This window comes from Bradyrhizobium sp. KBS0727 (assembly GCF_005937885.2).
GTDB lineage: Bacteria > Pseudomonadota > Alphaproteobacteria > Rhizobiales > Xanthobacteraceae > Bradyrhizobium.
Genome location: NZ_CP042176.1, coordinates 5,537,307 through 5,551,780, shown reverse-complemented (window position 1 = coordinate 5,551,780; position 14,474 = coordinate 5,537,307). Strand labels below are relative to the sequence as shown.

The 14,474-nt window shown below is 64.1% G+C and carries 10 protein-coding genes and 1 pseudogene; all 11 read left to right on the top strand.

The features are described 5' to 3' along the window. The first annotated feature begins 124 nt into the window (after positions 1-124). The 11 genes and pseudogenes from FFI89_RS26055 (at position 125) to FFI89_RS26005 (ending at position 14,466) form a co-directional block, all read left to right on the top strand. Positions 125-2,566 carry a hypothetical protein gene (locus tag FFI89_RS26055; protein WP_138830417.1) on the top strand — a complete coding sequence of 814 codons (2,442 nt, stop codon included), beginning with the start codon at positions 125-127 and terminating at the stop codon, positions 2,564-2,566. A gap of 52 nt (positions 2,567-2,618) precedes the next feature. Next, entirely contained in the window at positions 2,619-3,719 is a 1,101-nt protein-coding gene (gene murG / locus FFI89_RS26050; RefSeq protein WP_138830416.1) for an undecaprenyldiphospho-muramoylpentapeptide beta-N-acetylglucosaminyltransferase, read from the top strand. A gap of 178 nt (positions 3,720-3,897) precedes the next feature. Continuing rightward, complete coding sequence (murC, locus tag FFI89_RS26045; protein WP_138830415.1) at positions 3,898-5,295, top strand: UDP-N-acetylmuramate--L-alanine ligase; 1,398 nt, start codon at positions 3,898-3,900, stop codon at positions 5,293-5,295. Between the two features lie 2 nt (positions 5,296-5,297). Beyond that, positions 5,298-6,218 carry a UDP-N-acetylmuramate dehydrogenase gene (murB, locus tag FFI89_RS26040; protein WP_138830414.1) on the top strand — a complete coding sequence of 307 codons (921 nt, stop codon included), beginning with the start codon at positions 5,298-5,300 and terminating at the stop codon, positions 6,216-6,218. A 132-nt stretch (positions 6,219-6,350) separates the two neighbouring features. Beyond that, positions 6,351-7,343 (top strand): D-alanine--D-alanine ligase, encoded by a 993-nt coding sequence (locus FFI89_RS26035; protein WP_138830413.1) that lies wholly within the window; start codon positions 6,351-6,353, stop codon positions 7,341-7,343. A 135-nt stretch (positions 7,344-7,478) separates the two neighbouring features. Then, positions 7,479-7,700: pseudogene (locus FFI89_RS35050) on the top strand (D-alanine--D-alanine ligase); the annotation flags it as partial. Then, positions 7,667-8,647, top strand: a complete 981-nt coding sequence (locus FFI89_RS26025) for a cell division protein FtsQ/DivIB (RefSeq protein WP_138830412.1) — start codon at positions 7,667-7,669, stop codon at positions 8,645-8,647. The pseudogene FFI89_RS35050 and the gene FFI89_RS26025, both read left to right, overlap by 34 nt. After that, entirely contained in the window at positions 8,644-9,963 is a 1,320-nt protein-coding gene (gene ftsA, locus FFI89_RS26020) for a cell division protein FtsA (protein ID WP_138830411.1), read from the top strand. Before FFI89_RS26025 ends, ftsA begins: the two co-directional genes overlap by 4 nt. 90 nt (positions 9,964-10,053) lie before the next feature. Next, positions 10,054-11,841 carry a cell division protein FtsZ gene (gene ftsZ / locus FFI89_RS26015; RefSeq protein ID WP_138830410.1) on the top strand — a complete coding sequence of 596 codons (1,788 nt, stop codon included), beginning with the start codon at positions 10,054-10,056 and terminating at the stop codon, positions 11,839-11,841. 352 nt (positions 11,842-12,193) lie between these two features. Then, on the top strand, positions 12,194-13,153 hold the full coding sequence (lpxC, locus tag FFI89_RS26010) for a UDP-3-O-acyl-N-acetylglucosamine deacetylase (RefSeq protein ID WP_138830409.1): 960 nt from the start codon (positions 12,194-12,196) through the stop codon (positions 13,151-13,153). Positions 13,154-13,566: 413 nt separating this feature from the next. Further along, positions 13,567-14,466, top strand: a complete 900-nt coding sequence (locus FFI89_RS26005; protein WP_138830408.1) for an outer membrane protein assembly factor BamD — start codon at positions 13,567-13,569, stop codon at positions 14,464-14,466. The last annotated feature ends 8 nt before the right edge of the window (positions 14,467-14,474 follow it).

The following is a 14,474-nucleotide window of genomic DNA, read 5'->3' as shown; positions in this document are numbered from 1 at the left end:
ACAACAGGTTGCAACAAAGGCACGTCAAATCTTAAGCAAGACTCTCTAAAAGCCCGGCCGGAATCCTAAACCATTTTGCCGCAGGCTGGCCCTTGGCGCATCAACCGCAGGAAACGGCGACATCATGAGCATCGACTACGTCAGCGGCGAGTACCCGGACGAGGCTAACCGCAGGATGGTCCGATTTTTCGGCATTTGCCTCGGTATTCTCGTCTTTGCTTATGCCCTCCTGTCGTTTCGCCTGTTCCTGGAACGCGGCGCGTTCGGCGCGGCCGACCTGCTGCTGATGTCAGCGCGTGCGCTGCTCGGTGTGGCGGCACTTTTGGTCCTCCTCAATCCGGGCTGGCTCGCGCGTCGGCTCGACCGCGAGGTCGAGTTGATGGGCAAGCTGTTCGAGGACGGCTTTGCCAGCGCCGGAACCCGGGAAAGGATTCGGCTGATCGTGCTGGTGACGATGGTCAGCCTGCTGCTGGAACTGGTTATGATCCGCTGGCTGGCGTCGGTGTTCCCGGTATTCTCGTTTTTCAAGAATTTCACCCTGCTGGCCTGCTTCCTCGGCCTCGGCGCCGGATATGCGGTGGCGGAAAAGCAGCCCTGCGCACCGGCGCTGGTGCTTCCGATGCTGGCGCTGTTCGTCGCCGTCATCACGCTGCTGCGTTACGACCTCGGCGCCGGCAATGGCTTGTTCACGGCGCTTCCGATGCACGAGCAAAGCACCGTCGGCGTCGCGACCGAGGGCCCAAGCTGGATCGAGCTGTTGCAACAGGGTGGACCGGTCTACATGCTGCTTGCGATTAGCTTCGTACTCTGCGCCTGCATCTGCTATCCGGTCGGCCAGCTCTGCGGCAAACTGCTTCACAGCGCCGATGCGCTGAAAGCCTACGGTCTCAACCTGGTCGGCAGCATCGTCGGCGTCCTGGTGCTGTGCGCGATGAGCCTGTTCTGGCTGCCGCCGGTGGTCTGGTTCACCGCGGTCGGCGGCATCCTGCTGTTTTTCGTGCTCTCGCGCGATACGCGCCTGCCTTTGGGGGTAGCCAGTTTTTGCCTGCTGCTGACGGTGCTGTCATGGCCGGTTCAACCTGAAATCCAGCGGATCTATTCGCCATATCAATTGCTGGAGCGCATGGCCAAGTCCGACGGGTTGATGAACCTGCTGTCGGGCGGCGCGTACTATCAGAAGGTCTTCAACCTTTCGGAAAGCAATCGCGGCCACGAGCCAGAAGAAGATCGCTACGTTCGCGCCTATTACGAGTTTCCGTTCAACTTTAAAAAGAAGCCCGAGCGCGTCGCGATTGTCGGCGCCGGCAGCGGCAATGACGTGGCGGCGGCGCTGCGCATGGGTGCGTCGCATGTCGATGCGATCGAGATCGATCCCGCCATCGCCGATCTCGGCAAGCACTATCATCCCGAGCATCCCTACGACGATCCGCGCGTCACGCTGCGCATCAACGACGCCCGCAACTTCTTTCGCACGGCCCAGCAACAATACGATCTGATCATCTACGGCGTGCTGGATTCCCATACCGCACTCAGCCACGCTTCCAACCTCCGGGTCGATTCCTACGTCTATACGCGGGAGGGAATCACGGAGGCATTCAAGCTGCTGAAGCCCGATGGCGTGATGTCGGTGGCGTTTGCCCTGCCGAATGAATCGCTGGGCTTCAAACTATCTCACATCCTTCAGGATATCCCTGGCGCCGGAAAGCCGCTGGCGGTTCGCGTGCGTTATGATGCGAGCACGACGACGGCTTTCATTACCCAGAAGGGCGGCAACATCGCCATGCCCGAAACCGGCGGCCTCGCCGCGATCGGATTCACCGACGTCTCCGCCCACTTCGCGCAGCCCTATCCGGCGGCCAGTGTCCCGACCGACGACTGGCCGTTCTTCTACATGATCGAGCGCACCTATCCTGTGAGCTACATGATCTCGCTCGGAATGGTGCTGGTGCTGAGCTACTTGTTCGTACGCAAGACCATCGGCCTGCGCGGTACGGTCGAGCGCGGCTACCTGCCGTTCTTCTTTCTCGGCGCCGGCTTCATGCTGGTGGAGACCAAGGCCATCACCGAACTGGGGTTGCATCTCGGCGGCACCTGGCTTGTCATCGCCGCTACCATCATCCTGGTTCTGGTAATGGCGTTCCTCGCCAATCTATTGGTGCGCGGAAAGGTCTTTCAGCAGACCGGCCTTGCCTATTTAGGGTTGCTGGTCAGTCTGCTCGTTGGATATTTCTATGCCCGCAACCACGGGCTTGTCGTCCTCGGTTCACCGCTGGCCAGTCTGGCTCTGAGTTGCGTACTGCTGACGCTGCCGTTGTTCTTTTCCGGCATCGTTTTCTCGAGCCTGATCGGTAGATCCGACGTCAACATCTCGACCGCGCTTGCCTACAACCTGATGGGCGCGCTGTTCGGCGGCCTGATGGAATACAACTCGATGTATTTCGGATTTGCCTTCCTCTATCTGCTCGCGATCGGATTCTACTTCCTCGCCTGGATGCTGTCGTGGAATCCGGCGGCGGTGTGGACGTGGCGGCGGCTGGGTCTTCTCGGTGAGGGCTCGGCGCCCTAGCGTTCTTGAAAGCCCCTAATGACTAACGTCGCGTCATCGGCTATTTGAAGCCATGACCGACACCCCTCTGATCCTCCTCGCCGCGGGCGGCACCGGCGGCCATCTGTTTCCCGCCGAGGCGCTCGGCGTCGAACTGATCCGGCGCGGCCTGCGGGTTCGGCTCGCGACCGACGCGCGCGCGCTGCGCTACAGCGGGCTGTTTACGCCGGAAAATATCGACGTGGTGCCGAGCGAGACCCTGCGCGGCCGCGATCCGGTGTCGCTGGCGCGCACCGCCTTCATGCTCGGCTATGGCACGCTGGTCGCGGCCAATCTGGTGCGGCGGCTGAAGCCCGCCGCCGTGGTCGGCTTCGGCGGTTATCCGACAGTGCCGCCATTGATGGCCGCAAGACTGCTCGGTGTGCCCGGCATCATTCACGACGCCAACGCGGTGCTCGGCCGCGCTAACCGCTTTCTCTCGGGCCGCGTCGACGCGATCGCGACCTCGCTGCCCGGCGTGCTCGATCGCGATCCGTCGCTTGCAAGCAAGACCACCACCGTCGGCACGCCGATGCGCCCCGCCGTCCTTGCCGCCGCCGCGGTGCCGTTTGCGTCGCCCGAGGCGAACGGGCCGTTGCGCCTGCTGGTCGTCGGCGGCAGCCAGGGGGCGCGGGTGATGAGCGACATCGTGCCCGGTGCGATCGAACGGCTGGAGCCTGCGCTTTGGAGTCGCCTGGTCCTGACGCAGCAGGTGCGCGACGAAGACATGGCGCGGGTGCGCGCGGTCTACGACCGGCTCAAGATCAATGCCGAGCTGGCGCCGTTCTTCAGCGATCTGCCGGCGCGGCTGGCCTCGAGCCATCTGGTAGTGTCACGCTCCGGCGCCGGCACGGTGGCCGAGCTGGCCGCGATCGGCCGGCCATCTATTCTCGTGCCGCTGCCCGGCGCGATCGATCAGGACCAGTTCGCCAATGCCGGCGTGTTGTCGCAGGTGGATGCGGCATTGCGGATTCTGCAGAGCGAGTTCACCCCGGACCGGCTCGCATCCGAAATCTCGGCGCTTGCCGCCGAGCCGGCGCGGCTGACGGCGATGGCAGCCTCGGCCCGCAAGGTGGGCCGGCTCGATGCAGCCGAGCGGCTGGCCGATCTGGTGATGAAAGTGGCCGGAATCTGACGTCTCGTCATTCCGGACAGGCCGCGAAGCGGACTGATCCGGAATCTCGAGATTCCCCGGGGTGCAATTGCACCCCTGAGGTTCGATGCTTCGCATCGCCCCGGAATGACCGGAAAAAGCCCTTGTCATACCGTGCCGAAGCAAGGCATCCAAGACGGCGAATAATAGGGAATGCACCATGAGATTGCCGCGCGAGATCGGACCCATTCACTTCGTCGGGATCGGCGGCATCGGCATGAGCGGCATCGCCGAGGTGTTGTGCAATCTCGGCTATACCGTGCAGGGCTCGGACGCGTCCGAAAGCGGCAACGTCGCGCGGCTGCGGGAGAAGGGCGTCAAGGTTTCGGTCGGCCACAAGGCCGAGAATGTCGACGGCGCCGACGTCGTCGTGGTCTCGACCGCGATCAAGCGCGACAATCCCGAATTGATGGCGGCGCGCGCCCAGCGCATTCCGGTGGTGCGGCGCGCCGAAATGCTGGCCGAATTGATGCGGCTGAAAAGCTGCGTGGCGATTGCCGGCACCCATGGCAAGACCACGACGACCACGATGGTGGCAACACTGCTCGGCGATCTCGATCCGACCGTGATCAACGGCGGCATCATCAATGCCTATGGCTCCAACGCGCGCCTCGGCGCCGGCGACTGGATGGTGGTGGAGGCCGACGAAAGCGACGGCACCTTCCTGAAGCTGCCGTCCGACGTCGTCATCGTCACCAATATCGACCCTGAGCATCTCGACCACTTCAAGACGTTTGAAGCGATTCAGGACGCGTTCCGGAATTTTGTCGAGAACGTGCCGTTCTACGGATTTGCGGTGATGTGCATCGATCATCCCGTGGTGCAGAATCTCGTCGGCAAGATCGAGGACCGTCGCATCATCACCTATGGCGAGAACCCGCAGGCCGATGCGCGGCTGGTCGATCTGACGCCGACGGGCGGCGACTCCAAATTCAAGGTCGTGTTCCGCAACCGCAAGACCGACACGACGCATGAGATCGCCGATATCATGCTGCCGATGCCTGGACGCCACAACGCGTTGAACGCGACCGCGGCGATCGCGGTCGCCCACGAGCTCGGCATTTCCGACGACGCCATTCGCAAGGCGCTCGCAGGTTTCGGCGGCGTCAAGCGGCGCTTCACCAGGACCGGCGAATGGAACGGCGTCACGGTCATCGATGACTATGGCCACCACCCCGTCGAGATCGCGGCCGTGCTGAAGGCGGCGCGCGAATCCACCAACGGCAAGATCGTCGCCGTGGTGCAGCCGCATCGCTATACCCGCCTGCAATCGCTGTTCGAGGAATTCTGCACCTGCTTCAACGATGCCGACGCGGTCGTGGTCGCGGACGTCTATCCGGCCGGCGAAGCGCCGATTCCCGGCATCGACCGCGACCATTTCGTGCTGGGCTTGCGTGCGCACGGCCATCGGGAAGTGATTCCGCTGCCGAACGCGGGCGAACTCGCCAAGGTGGTTCACGGCCTGGCCGGTCGCGGCGATCTCGTGGTTTGCCTCGGCGCCGGCAACATCACGCAATGGGCCTACGCGCTGCCGGGCGAATTGAAGGCGCTGGGCTAGCCGTGGCTTTCCCCGACATCACCGCCGATCTCAAAGCCGCGATGCCTGATCTGCGCGGGCGGTTGCTGGCGAACCAGTCGCTGGCGGAGCTGACGTGGTTTCGCGTCGGCGGTCCGGCGCAGGTGCTGTTCACGCCGGCGGATGAGGACGACCTTGCTTACTTCCTGAAGCATCTGCCGAAGGCGTTGCCGGTCTATGTCGTCGGCGTCGGCTCCAACCTGATCGTGCGCGACGGCGGCATCGAAGGCGTCGTGATCCGGCTGTCGCCGCGCGCGTTCGGCGAGACCAAAGCGGACGATGATATCGTCAGCGCCGGCACCGCCGCGCTCGACAAGCGTGTGGCGGAAACCGCGGCGGCGGCCGGGATCGGCGGCATGGAATTCTTCTTCGGCATTCCCGGCACCATCGGCGGCGCGCTACGCATGAACGCCGGCGCCAACGGAAGCGAGACCAAGGACGTCCTGATCGAGGCGGTCGGCATTGGTCGCGACGGCGCCAGACAGGTCTTCACCAATGCCGACATGAAATTCGTCTATCGCAGCAGCGGCGTCGATCCCTCGATCATTTTTACCACGGCGCGTTTTCGCGGGGCCATCACCGATCCCGACATCATTCGCGCGCGGATGAACGAGGTGCAGACCCATCGCGAGACCGCGCAACCGATCCGCGAAAAGACCGGCGGTTCGACCTTCAAGAACCCGCCCGGCCACAGCGCGTGGAAACTGGTCGATGCTGCCGGCTGCCGCGGCCTGCGCGTCGGCGGCGCGCAGGTTTCGGAAATGCACTGCAATTTCCTCATCAACACCGGCAACGCCACCGGGCATGATATTGAAACACTGGGCGAAACCGTACGTGAACGGGTTAAAGCGAATTCCGGAATTGAGCTACACTGGGAAATCAAGCGGATCGGGAATTTTGAATAACTGTCATTCCGGGGCGATGCGGAGCATCGAACTACGATGTGCAAGTGCACATTGGAGAATCTCGAGATTCCGGGTCTGGTGCTGGCGCACCATCCCGGAATGACGACAGAACTTAATCAGCGGAAAGACGAAATGCGGACGACCATTCTGTTCGGCGGCACCAACAAGGAGCGTCTGGTCTCGGTGGCGAGCGCGCAGGCGCTGCACCGGGCTTTGCCGGAGGCGGACCTCTGGTTCTGGCACGCGGCCGACACCGTGCATGAAGTGAAATCCGAGACCCTGCTCAATCACCAGCGTCCGTTCGAGGACGCCTTCGAGCCCGGCAATCGCGGCCTCGGCTTCGAGGCGGCGCTCGACAAGGCGAAAGCAGAAGACCGCGTGCTGGTGCTCGGCCTCCACGGCGGCAGGGCGGAGAATGGCGAACTGCAGGCGGCGTGCGAAATGCGCGGCATTCCGTTCACCGGGTCCGGTTCGGCGTCCTCGAATCTCGCTTTCGACAAGACCGCGGCCAAGCGGTTCGCGGCGATTGCCGGCGTCATGGCGCCGGAGGGCATCGCGCTGGAAGATATCGACGCGGCCTTCGCCGAATACGGCAAGCTGATCGCGAAACCGGCGCGGGATGGATCGAGCTATGGCCTGATTTTCGTCAACGCGAAGCAGGACCTTATTGCTGTCCGCAATGCGGCGAAGACCGAAGAGTATCTGATCGAGCCGTTTGTCTCCGGTGTCGAGGCGACCTGCGGCGTGCTGGAGCGATCCGACGGCAGCATCCTGTCGCTGCCGCCGGTCGAGATCATCCCGGGGGAGGGCGCGTTCGACTACACCGCCAAATACCTGCTGAAGTCGACCCAGGAGATCTGCCCGGGACGATTTCCCCCCGACGTCAGCGCTGACATCATGGAGCAGGCGCTGCGGGCGCACCGGGCGCTGTCCTGCAGCGGCTATTCCCGCACCGATTTCATCGTTTCGGCCAAGGGGCCGGTCTATCTGGAAACCAATACCCTGCCGGGCCTGACGGCGGCGTCGCTCTATCCCAAGGCGCTGAAGGCGCAGGGGATCGAATTCGCGGATTTTCTGCGCGACCAGATCGTTTTGGCCGACAAGCGCAGCCGCGAGCGGATTTGAACGCGCCGCCAAGGCCTTGCCGGGGTCTCGTTGCGGCCTTGGGCGGGGAACCGGCCCGGTCATGAGAATTATTACTAAAATCCTAACCAATGTCCGGCAAACTACTCAGAATACGGACCAAAACGCGCGTAACGCGCCCCCAATTTACCCTTTGTTTACCAGGAAGTCCGAAGGTTAACGCTGGCGGCGCATGTGGCGCTTGGCTGCCGGGGCGTTCGCTGTTCCGACTTTGAGGTCAGCAATCAAGCCCGGCATCACCGAGAGCCATCTGCGCCAGAACTCGCAAAAATGCTTGCGGGAACAACACTTGACGAGCTCGTGCAATGGATGGTGCAGGACGCCTCGCTCGGTCGCTGAGATCGCTGGGGCCCCAAGCTGACCTGAAAGCCGCCGCCATCGGAGCGGTGGTGCTGCTGCGCGAGCGGCTGGGCCTTCCTGCCCGCACCAGGGCTCCGGTCGATCGCGCGCCGCCAAACCGAATCATCCTTTGGCTGGAGCGTTACCTTCCAAACCGCACCGGCGTTGCGTTGACCGTGCTGATGCTGCTCGGCAGCGCCGGCCTCGGGATCGTCAAGGGTGGCCATCTCGACGATTTGACGGCAGCCCTCAGCGATACCCGCAATGCGCTGGCCAATTCGGCCGGGTTCCGCATCACCACCGTCGCCATCAACGGCCGCAAGCAATTGAGCCAGGATGAGGTGCTCGCGATCGGCGGCGTCAATGGCCGTTCCTCGCTGCTGTTCCTCGACGCCACCACCGTGCGCGACAAGCTCAAGGCCAATCCGTGGATCGCCGACGCCACCATCCTGAAGTTCTATCCCGGCCAGCTCCAGATCGACATCGTCGAGCGGTCGGCGTTCGCGCTGTGGCAGCAGGACGGCCGCCTGTCCGTGATCTCCGAGGACGGCGCGGTGCTGGAACCGTTCGTGGCGCGCCGCTTCGTCACGCTGCCGCTGGTGGTGGGCAAGGGCGCCGACGGCAAGGCGCGTGATTTCCTCGCGCTGCTGGATCGTTACCCGCAAGTCCGTTCCGTGACCAAGGCGGCGATCTTGGTCGGCGAACGGCGCTGGAATCTGCGGCTCAAGGATGGCCTCGATATTCGCCTGCCGGAAAACGACGTCGGCAATGCACTGGCTCTGCTGAGCAAGCTCGACAAGGACGACAAGCTGTTCTCGCGCGACATCACAGCCGTCGACATGCGCCTGCCGGACCGCTTGACGGTGCAATTGTCCGATGACGCGGCCAAGGCCCGCGACGAACTGTTCAAGGACAAGAAGACCAAGAAAAAGGCCGGTGACGCATGACCGGTCTCGATCGCAACCAGACCCCGAAGACGCGGCCGATGGCACAGAAGCGCACCGCGCTGGTGGCCTCGCTCGACATCGGCACCAGCAAGATCGCCTGCATGATCGCGCGGCTGAAGCCGTGCCCGCCCAATGAGGCCTTGCGCGGCCGCAGCCACGCCGTCGAACTGATCGGCTACAGCCAGATCCAGTCGCGCGGCGTCAAGGCGGGCTCCGTGGTCGATCTCGCCGAATGCGAGCAAGCGGTGCGCCAGGCGGTTTCGATGGCCGAACGCATGGCCAAGGTTCGCGTCGAGTCGGTTCTGCTGTCGGTTTCCGGCGGTCGGCTGCAAGGACAACTGGTCGAGGCCGCCGCCGACATCAAGGGCGGCTCGGTCACGTCCGACGACGTCACCCGCGTCACCTCGACCGGGATGCGCCACGCCACCGGCGAGGGCCGCACCGTGCTGCACGCGCTGCCGGTCGGCTACGCGCTCGACGGCGTCAAGGGCATCCGCGACCCCAGGGGCATGGTGGCGCGGCAGTTCGGCATCGACATGCAGGTGGTGACGGCGGACGCCACCGTCGCCCGCAACCTGATGCTGGTGGTCGAACGCTGCCACCTCAACGTCGAGGCCATGGCGGCGAGTCCTTATGTCGCAGGTCTTTCCGTCCTGACCGACGACGAGGCTGATTTGGGCGCCGCCGTGGTCGAAATGGGCGCCGGATCGACCACGATCGCGACCTTTTCGGGCGGCCGCTTCGTGCACGCCTCGGGTTTCGCGGTCGGCGGGCAGCACATCACGATGGATCTTGCTCGCGGCGTCGGCGCATGCATTGCGGATGCCGAGCGAATCAAGACGTTATACGGCACAGTGCTGACCGGCGGGTCTGACGCGCGCGAATTGATGTCGGTACCGGCGGCAGGCGACGAACGTGACGCGCCGCAGATCGTATCGCGCGCCACGATCGCAAACATCGTCCGGCATCGCGCCGAGGAGATATTTGAAATGGTCCGGGACCGGCTCGCGGATTCTCCCTTTGCGGCAGAGCCGAGGGCGCGGGTTGTCTTGAGCGGCGGCGCTTCCCAGCTCACCGGCACCGTCGAGCTCGCCACCCGTATCCTCAACCGGCCGGTCCGCATCGGCCGTCCGCTCGGTTTCGGCCGGCTGCCCAACGAGGCCAAGAGCGCCTCGTTCGCGGTGCCCGCGGGCCTCCTGGTCTATCCGCAATACGCTCATCTTGAACATGTCGAACCGCGGCATACGCGGCAGGTCAGGACAGGGACTGACGGCTATTTCGGAAAGGTCGGACGATGGCTTCGCGAGGGCTTCTGATGATCGATCCTGTGACCAAACGACTTTCACCAACTCCCGCGGCCGCCGGCCGGGGCGAACCAACGCGCGCGTCGTAATCGAGAGGCAACCATGGCACTCAATCTGACCCCCCCTGACATCAGCGAGCTGAAACCGCGGATCACCGTCTTCGGCGTCGGTGGCGCAGGCGGCAATGCCGTCAACAACATGATCACTGCCGGGTTGCAGGGCGTCGATTTCGTCGTCGCCAATACCGACGCGCAGGCGCTGACCATGTCGAAGGCCCAGCGCATCGTGCAGATGGGCACGCAGGTCACCCAGGGCCTCGGCGCAGGATCGCAGCCCGATGTCGGCGCGGCCGCAGCCCAGGAGGTCATCGATGAGCTCCGCGACCATCTCACCGGCGCCAACATGGTGTTCGTCACCGCCGGCATGGGCGGCGGCACCGGCACCGGAGCCGCCCCCGTCATCGCCAAGACCGCGCGCGACATGGGCATCCTCACCGTCGGCGTGGTGACCAAGCCGTTCCACTTCGAAGGCCAGCGCCGCATGCGCACCGCCGAGTCCGGCATTGCCGAACTGCACAAGGTGGTCGACACGCTCTTGATCATCCCGAACCAGAACCTGTTCCGGGTCGCCAACGAAAAGACCACCTTCGCCGACGCCTTCGCGATGGCCGACCAGGTGCTCTATTCGGGCGTCGCCTGCATCACCGACCTGATGGTCAAGGAGGGCCTGATCAACCTCGACTTCGCCGACGTGAGGGCGGTGATGAAGGAGATGGGCAAGGCGATGATGGGCACCGGCGAAGCCACCGGCGAGAAGCGCGCGCTGACCGCGGCTGAAGCTGCGATCGCCAACCCGCTGATCGACGATTCGTCGATGAAGGGTGCGCGCGGCCTGTTGATCTCGATCACCGGTGGCAAGGACCTGACCCTGTTCGAAGTCGACGAAGCCGCCACCCGGATTCGCGAGGAAGTCGACCAGGACGCCAACATCATCGTCGGCGCCACCTTCGACGAAACGCTCGACGGCATCATCCGGGTCTCGGTCGTCGCCACCGGCATCGAGCAGGCGTTGATCGCCCGCAACGCGGCGCCGGCCGCGGCTGCAGCCCCTGCTGCGACCTCGGCCCCCGATAGCCGTCTGGCCGAACTGACCGCGCGGCTGCGCGCCGACAATGCGCGGATGGCCGAGCGCGCCCAGAAGCTCGAGCCGGCGACTCAGGCGTCAGCGCCGGTGCAGGCTCCCGCGCCGGCGCAGCAGCGCCAGTCCAGCAACGTCGAGCGCGCAGCACTTGCCGCCATTGCCGCCGCCGTCGCCACTCCGGAAGCGCAACAGCAGGCGCCGCTGCAGTCCGCGTCCTATGGCGACGTCACGGTTCGCCCGATCGCACAGAAGCCGACTTTGTTCCCGGATCATCACGACGCCCCCCGCCTCGAGGCCGAGGTGCCGGTGATGCCTGAAACCTTCATTCCGCAGGCGGCCGAACGTCCGCCGGTCCGCACCCCGCGGATGCCGAAGTTCGAGGACCTTCCGATGCCGGCGCAGGCCGAAATCCGGCAGGCCCGCGGCGACGCGGAGGAAGAGCACCCGCAGAAGACCCGGCTGTCGCTGCTGCAGCGGCTGGCCAATGTCGGCCTCGGCCGCCGCGACGAAGAGACCGAGCCGCCGATCGCGGCCCGCGCCTCGGGACCGTCGATGTCGCCGCTCCCCGAGCGCAAGCCGCAGCGCACCGTCGCGCAGCAAATGGCGGGTAACGAGCCGGTATCGGAGTATGCAAGGCGTCCCGCGCCGCAGGGCCTGGACGCCCACGGCCGCCCGGCACCTGTTGCACCGGCGCCACAGGGCGACGACCATCTTGATATCCCCGCCTTCCTGCGCCGGCAGGCCAACTGAAGTTTGTTACAATTCTGGCGACCCAAGGGGCCCCGGCTGATCCAGCCGGGGCCCCTTTCTTATCGGCCGCGACGAAATGTCATTGGATACCCAACCGACTGATTTTAAATCATTAATTATGTATTTCGTGGTCGGATGGCGCGGCCGGAATGGTGTCCAACCGGTTCGGAATTTGGTTAAGCCTTGGCGCGAATGCGGCAGAGATAGGGTAACAATCGGTAAAAAAGCGTGAGTTGGCGCGCTTTGGGGCTGTGACTATGGTCTGCCGTGACTTGGGGATGCTTAAGCTTCGAATCAGCGTGCAAGCGTGGTTCCAGTCTTGGGTATAAGTCGGGTAGTGGGCAGTTATCGCATGAAATTCAGCCGTCAAACCACGCTTCGGTCGCAAGCCACCGTGACTGGCGTCGGCGTACATTCCGGTCTGCCTGTTAATCTCACCATTGGACCTGCACCCATCGATGCAGGTTTTATTTTTGTCCGCACCGGTCTCGAAGATGCCGACCGCGAAGTTCCGGCGGTAGCGGGTTCCGTTATCGCCACCGACCTCGCGACCGTTCTCGGCGATGGTGACGGTCCGCTGGTTTCGACCGCCGAACATGTGCTCGCGGCCTTGCGCGGCATGGGCGTCGACAACGCCATCATCGAAGTCGATGGTCCCGAAGTTCCGATCATGGACGGCAGCGCGGCGGCCTTTGTCGCCGCCATCGATCAGGCCGGCATCGTCACCCAGTCCGCAACCCGCCGTTTCATCCAGGTGCTGAAGCCGGTGCAAGTTGCGATCGGCGACAGTTTTGGCGAATTGCGCCCGCATGCCGGCGGGTTCCGCGCCGAGGTCGAAATCGACTTCGCCAATCCCGTGATCGGCCGCCAGAGTTTTGCACTCGATCTCAGCGCCGAAAGCTTCCGCCGCGATGTTTCGCGCGCCCGCACCTTCGGCTTCATGAACGAAGTGGCGCGGCTCTGGAACGCCGGCTTCGCGCGCGGCGCGTCCTTTGAGAATACGGTGGTGTTCGACGAGGCCCGCCTGCACAACACCGAAGGCCTGCGCTACGCCGATGAATGCGTCCGCCACAAGGTGCTCGACGTGATCGGCGACCTCGCGCTGGCCGGTCTGCCGCTGCTCGGGGCCTATCGCTCGGTGCGTGGCGGCCACAAGCTCAATCACGCCGTGCTGACGGCCCTGCTGGCCGATCACAGCGCCTGGCGGGTGGTCGAGGCCGAACCGGCGCGCCGACCCCGCAGTCATGCCGAGGCAGGCGCGGGCATGGTGGGTGGCATGATCGCCCCGGCCTACGGCCCGGACGTGTCCTGACTTTCCGCTTGGAAATGTCCTGACTTTCCGCTTCAGGTTCCTGCTGGGCGCGCTGTTCTTTCCGATTCCGTCGATTGTGCTGGCGCTTTTGCCGCCGCGCGGCCGCCCTGCGGCGATCTGACGTGGCTGGCGCGTTTTCCGCAGTAACCACAATTGGTAACGGTGCGGTCCTGCCGCCTTAATCCGGGCGAATTGGCCCCGTATTCGGTTGGTTAACGACCATTTTTCGGCTACACAGGCCTTGCGGTTGCGCGATCTCGCGCCGCGAGGCCGCTGTAGATTTCGGCGAAGAGTTGGGCACGGGGAATATGCGTTCATGGCCGCGGTTCATGGACGGGGCGGGTGGATACCTTCCGCATCACCATCGACCGCACCAAATGCGACCGCACCAAAACGCGTCAGGTCTTAACTTCATGTCGGCACAGCGTATGACGCTCGAACCACGCAAACCATCCGCCTTAGGGTCCTGGGCCCGCTCGCTGCGGCTGGCGGCGGGATTGATCGCGCTGGCCATCCCCCTGAGCGGATGCGGCACCGGCGCGCTGTGGGACAAGTTCACCGCCAAGGACGACACCTTCGTCGAGGAACCCGCGGACAAGCTCTACAATGAGGGCTTGTACCTGATGAACCAGCGCAAGGATAACAAGGCGGCGTCGAAGAAATTCGAGGAAGTCGATCGCCAGCATCCTTATTCCGACTGGGCGCGCAAATCGCTGCTGATGTCGGCCTATGCGTTCTACAATTCCGGCGACTATGACAATTGCATCGGCGCGGCGACCCGTTACGTCACGCTGCATCCCGGCAGCCCCGATTCGGCTTACGCGCAGTACCTGATCGCGGCGTCGCATTACGACCAGATTCCGGATATTTCCCGCGACCAGGCCCGCACCGAGAAGGCGATCGCGGCACTGGAAGAGGTGATCCGCAAATATCCGACCTCGGAATACGCCACCTCCGCCAAGGCCAAGCTGGAAGGCGCGCGCGACCAGCTCGCCGGCAAGGAAATGGACGTCGGCCGCTATTACATGGAAAAGCGCGACTACACCGCCGCCATCAACCGCTTCAAGACCGTGGTCACCCGCTACCAGACCACGCGCCATGTCGAGGAAGCGCTGGCCCGGCTCACCGAGGCCTATATGGCGATCGGCATCGTCGGCGAGGCGCAAACCGCCGCCGCCGTCCTTGGCCACAATTTTCCTGACAGCCGCTGGTACAAGGACGCCTATAATCTTGTAAAGTCCGGCGGTCTCGAGCCGAGCGAGAATCAGGGTTCCTACATTTCCAGGGCCTTCAAGAAGATAGGTCTCGGCTAGGAATTTAC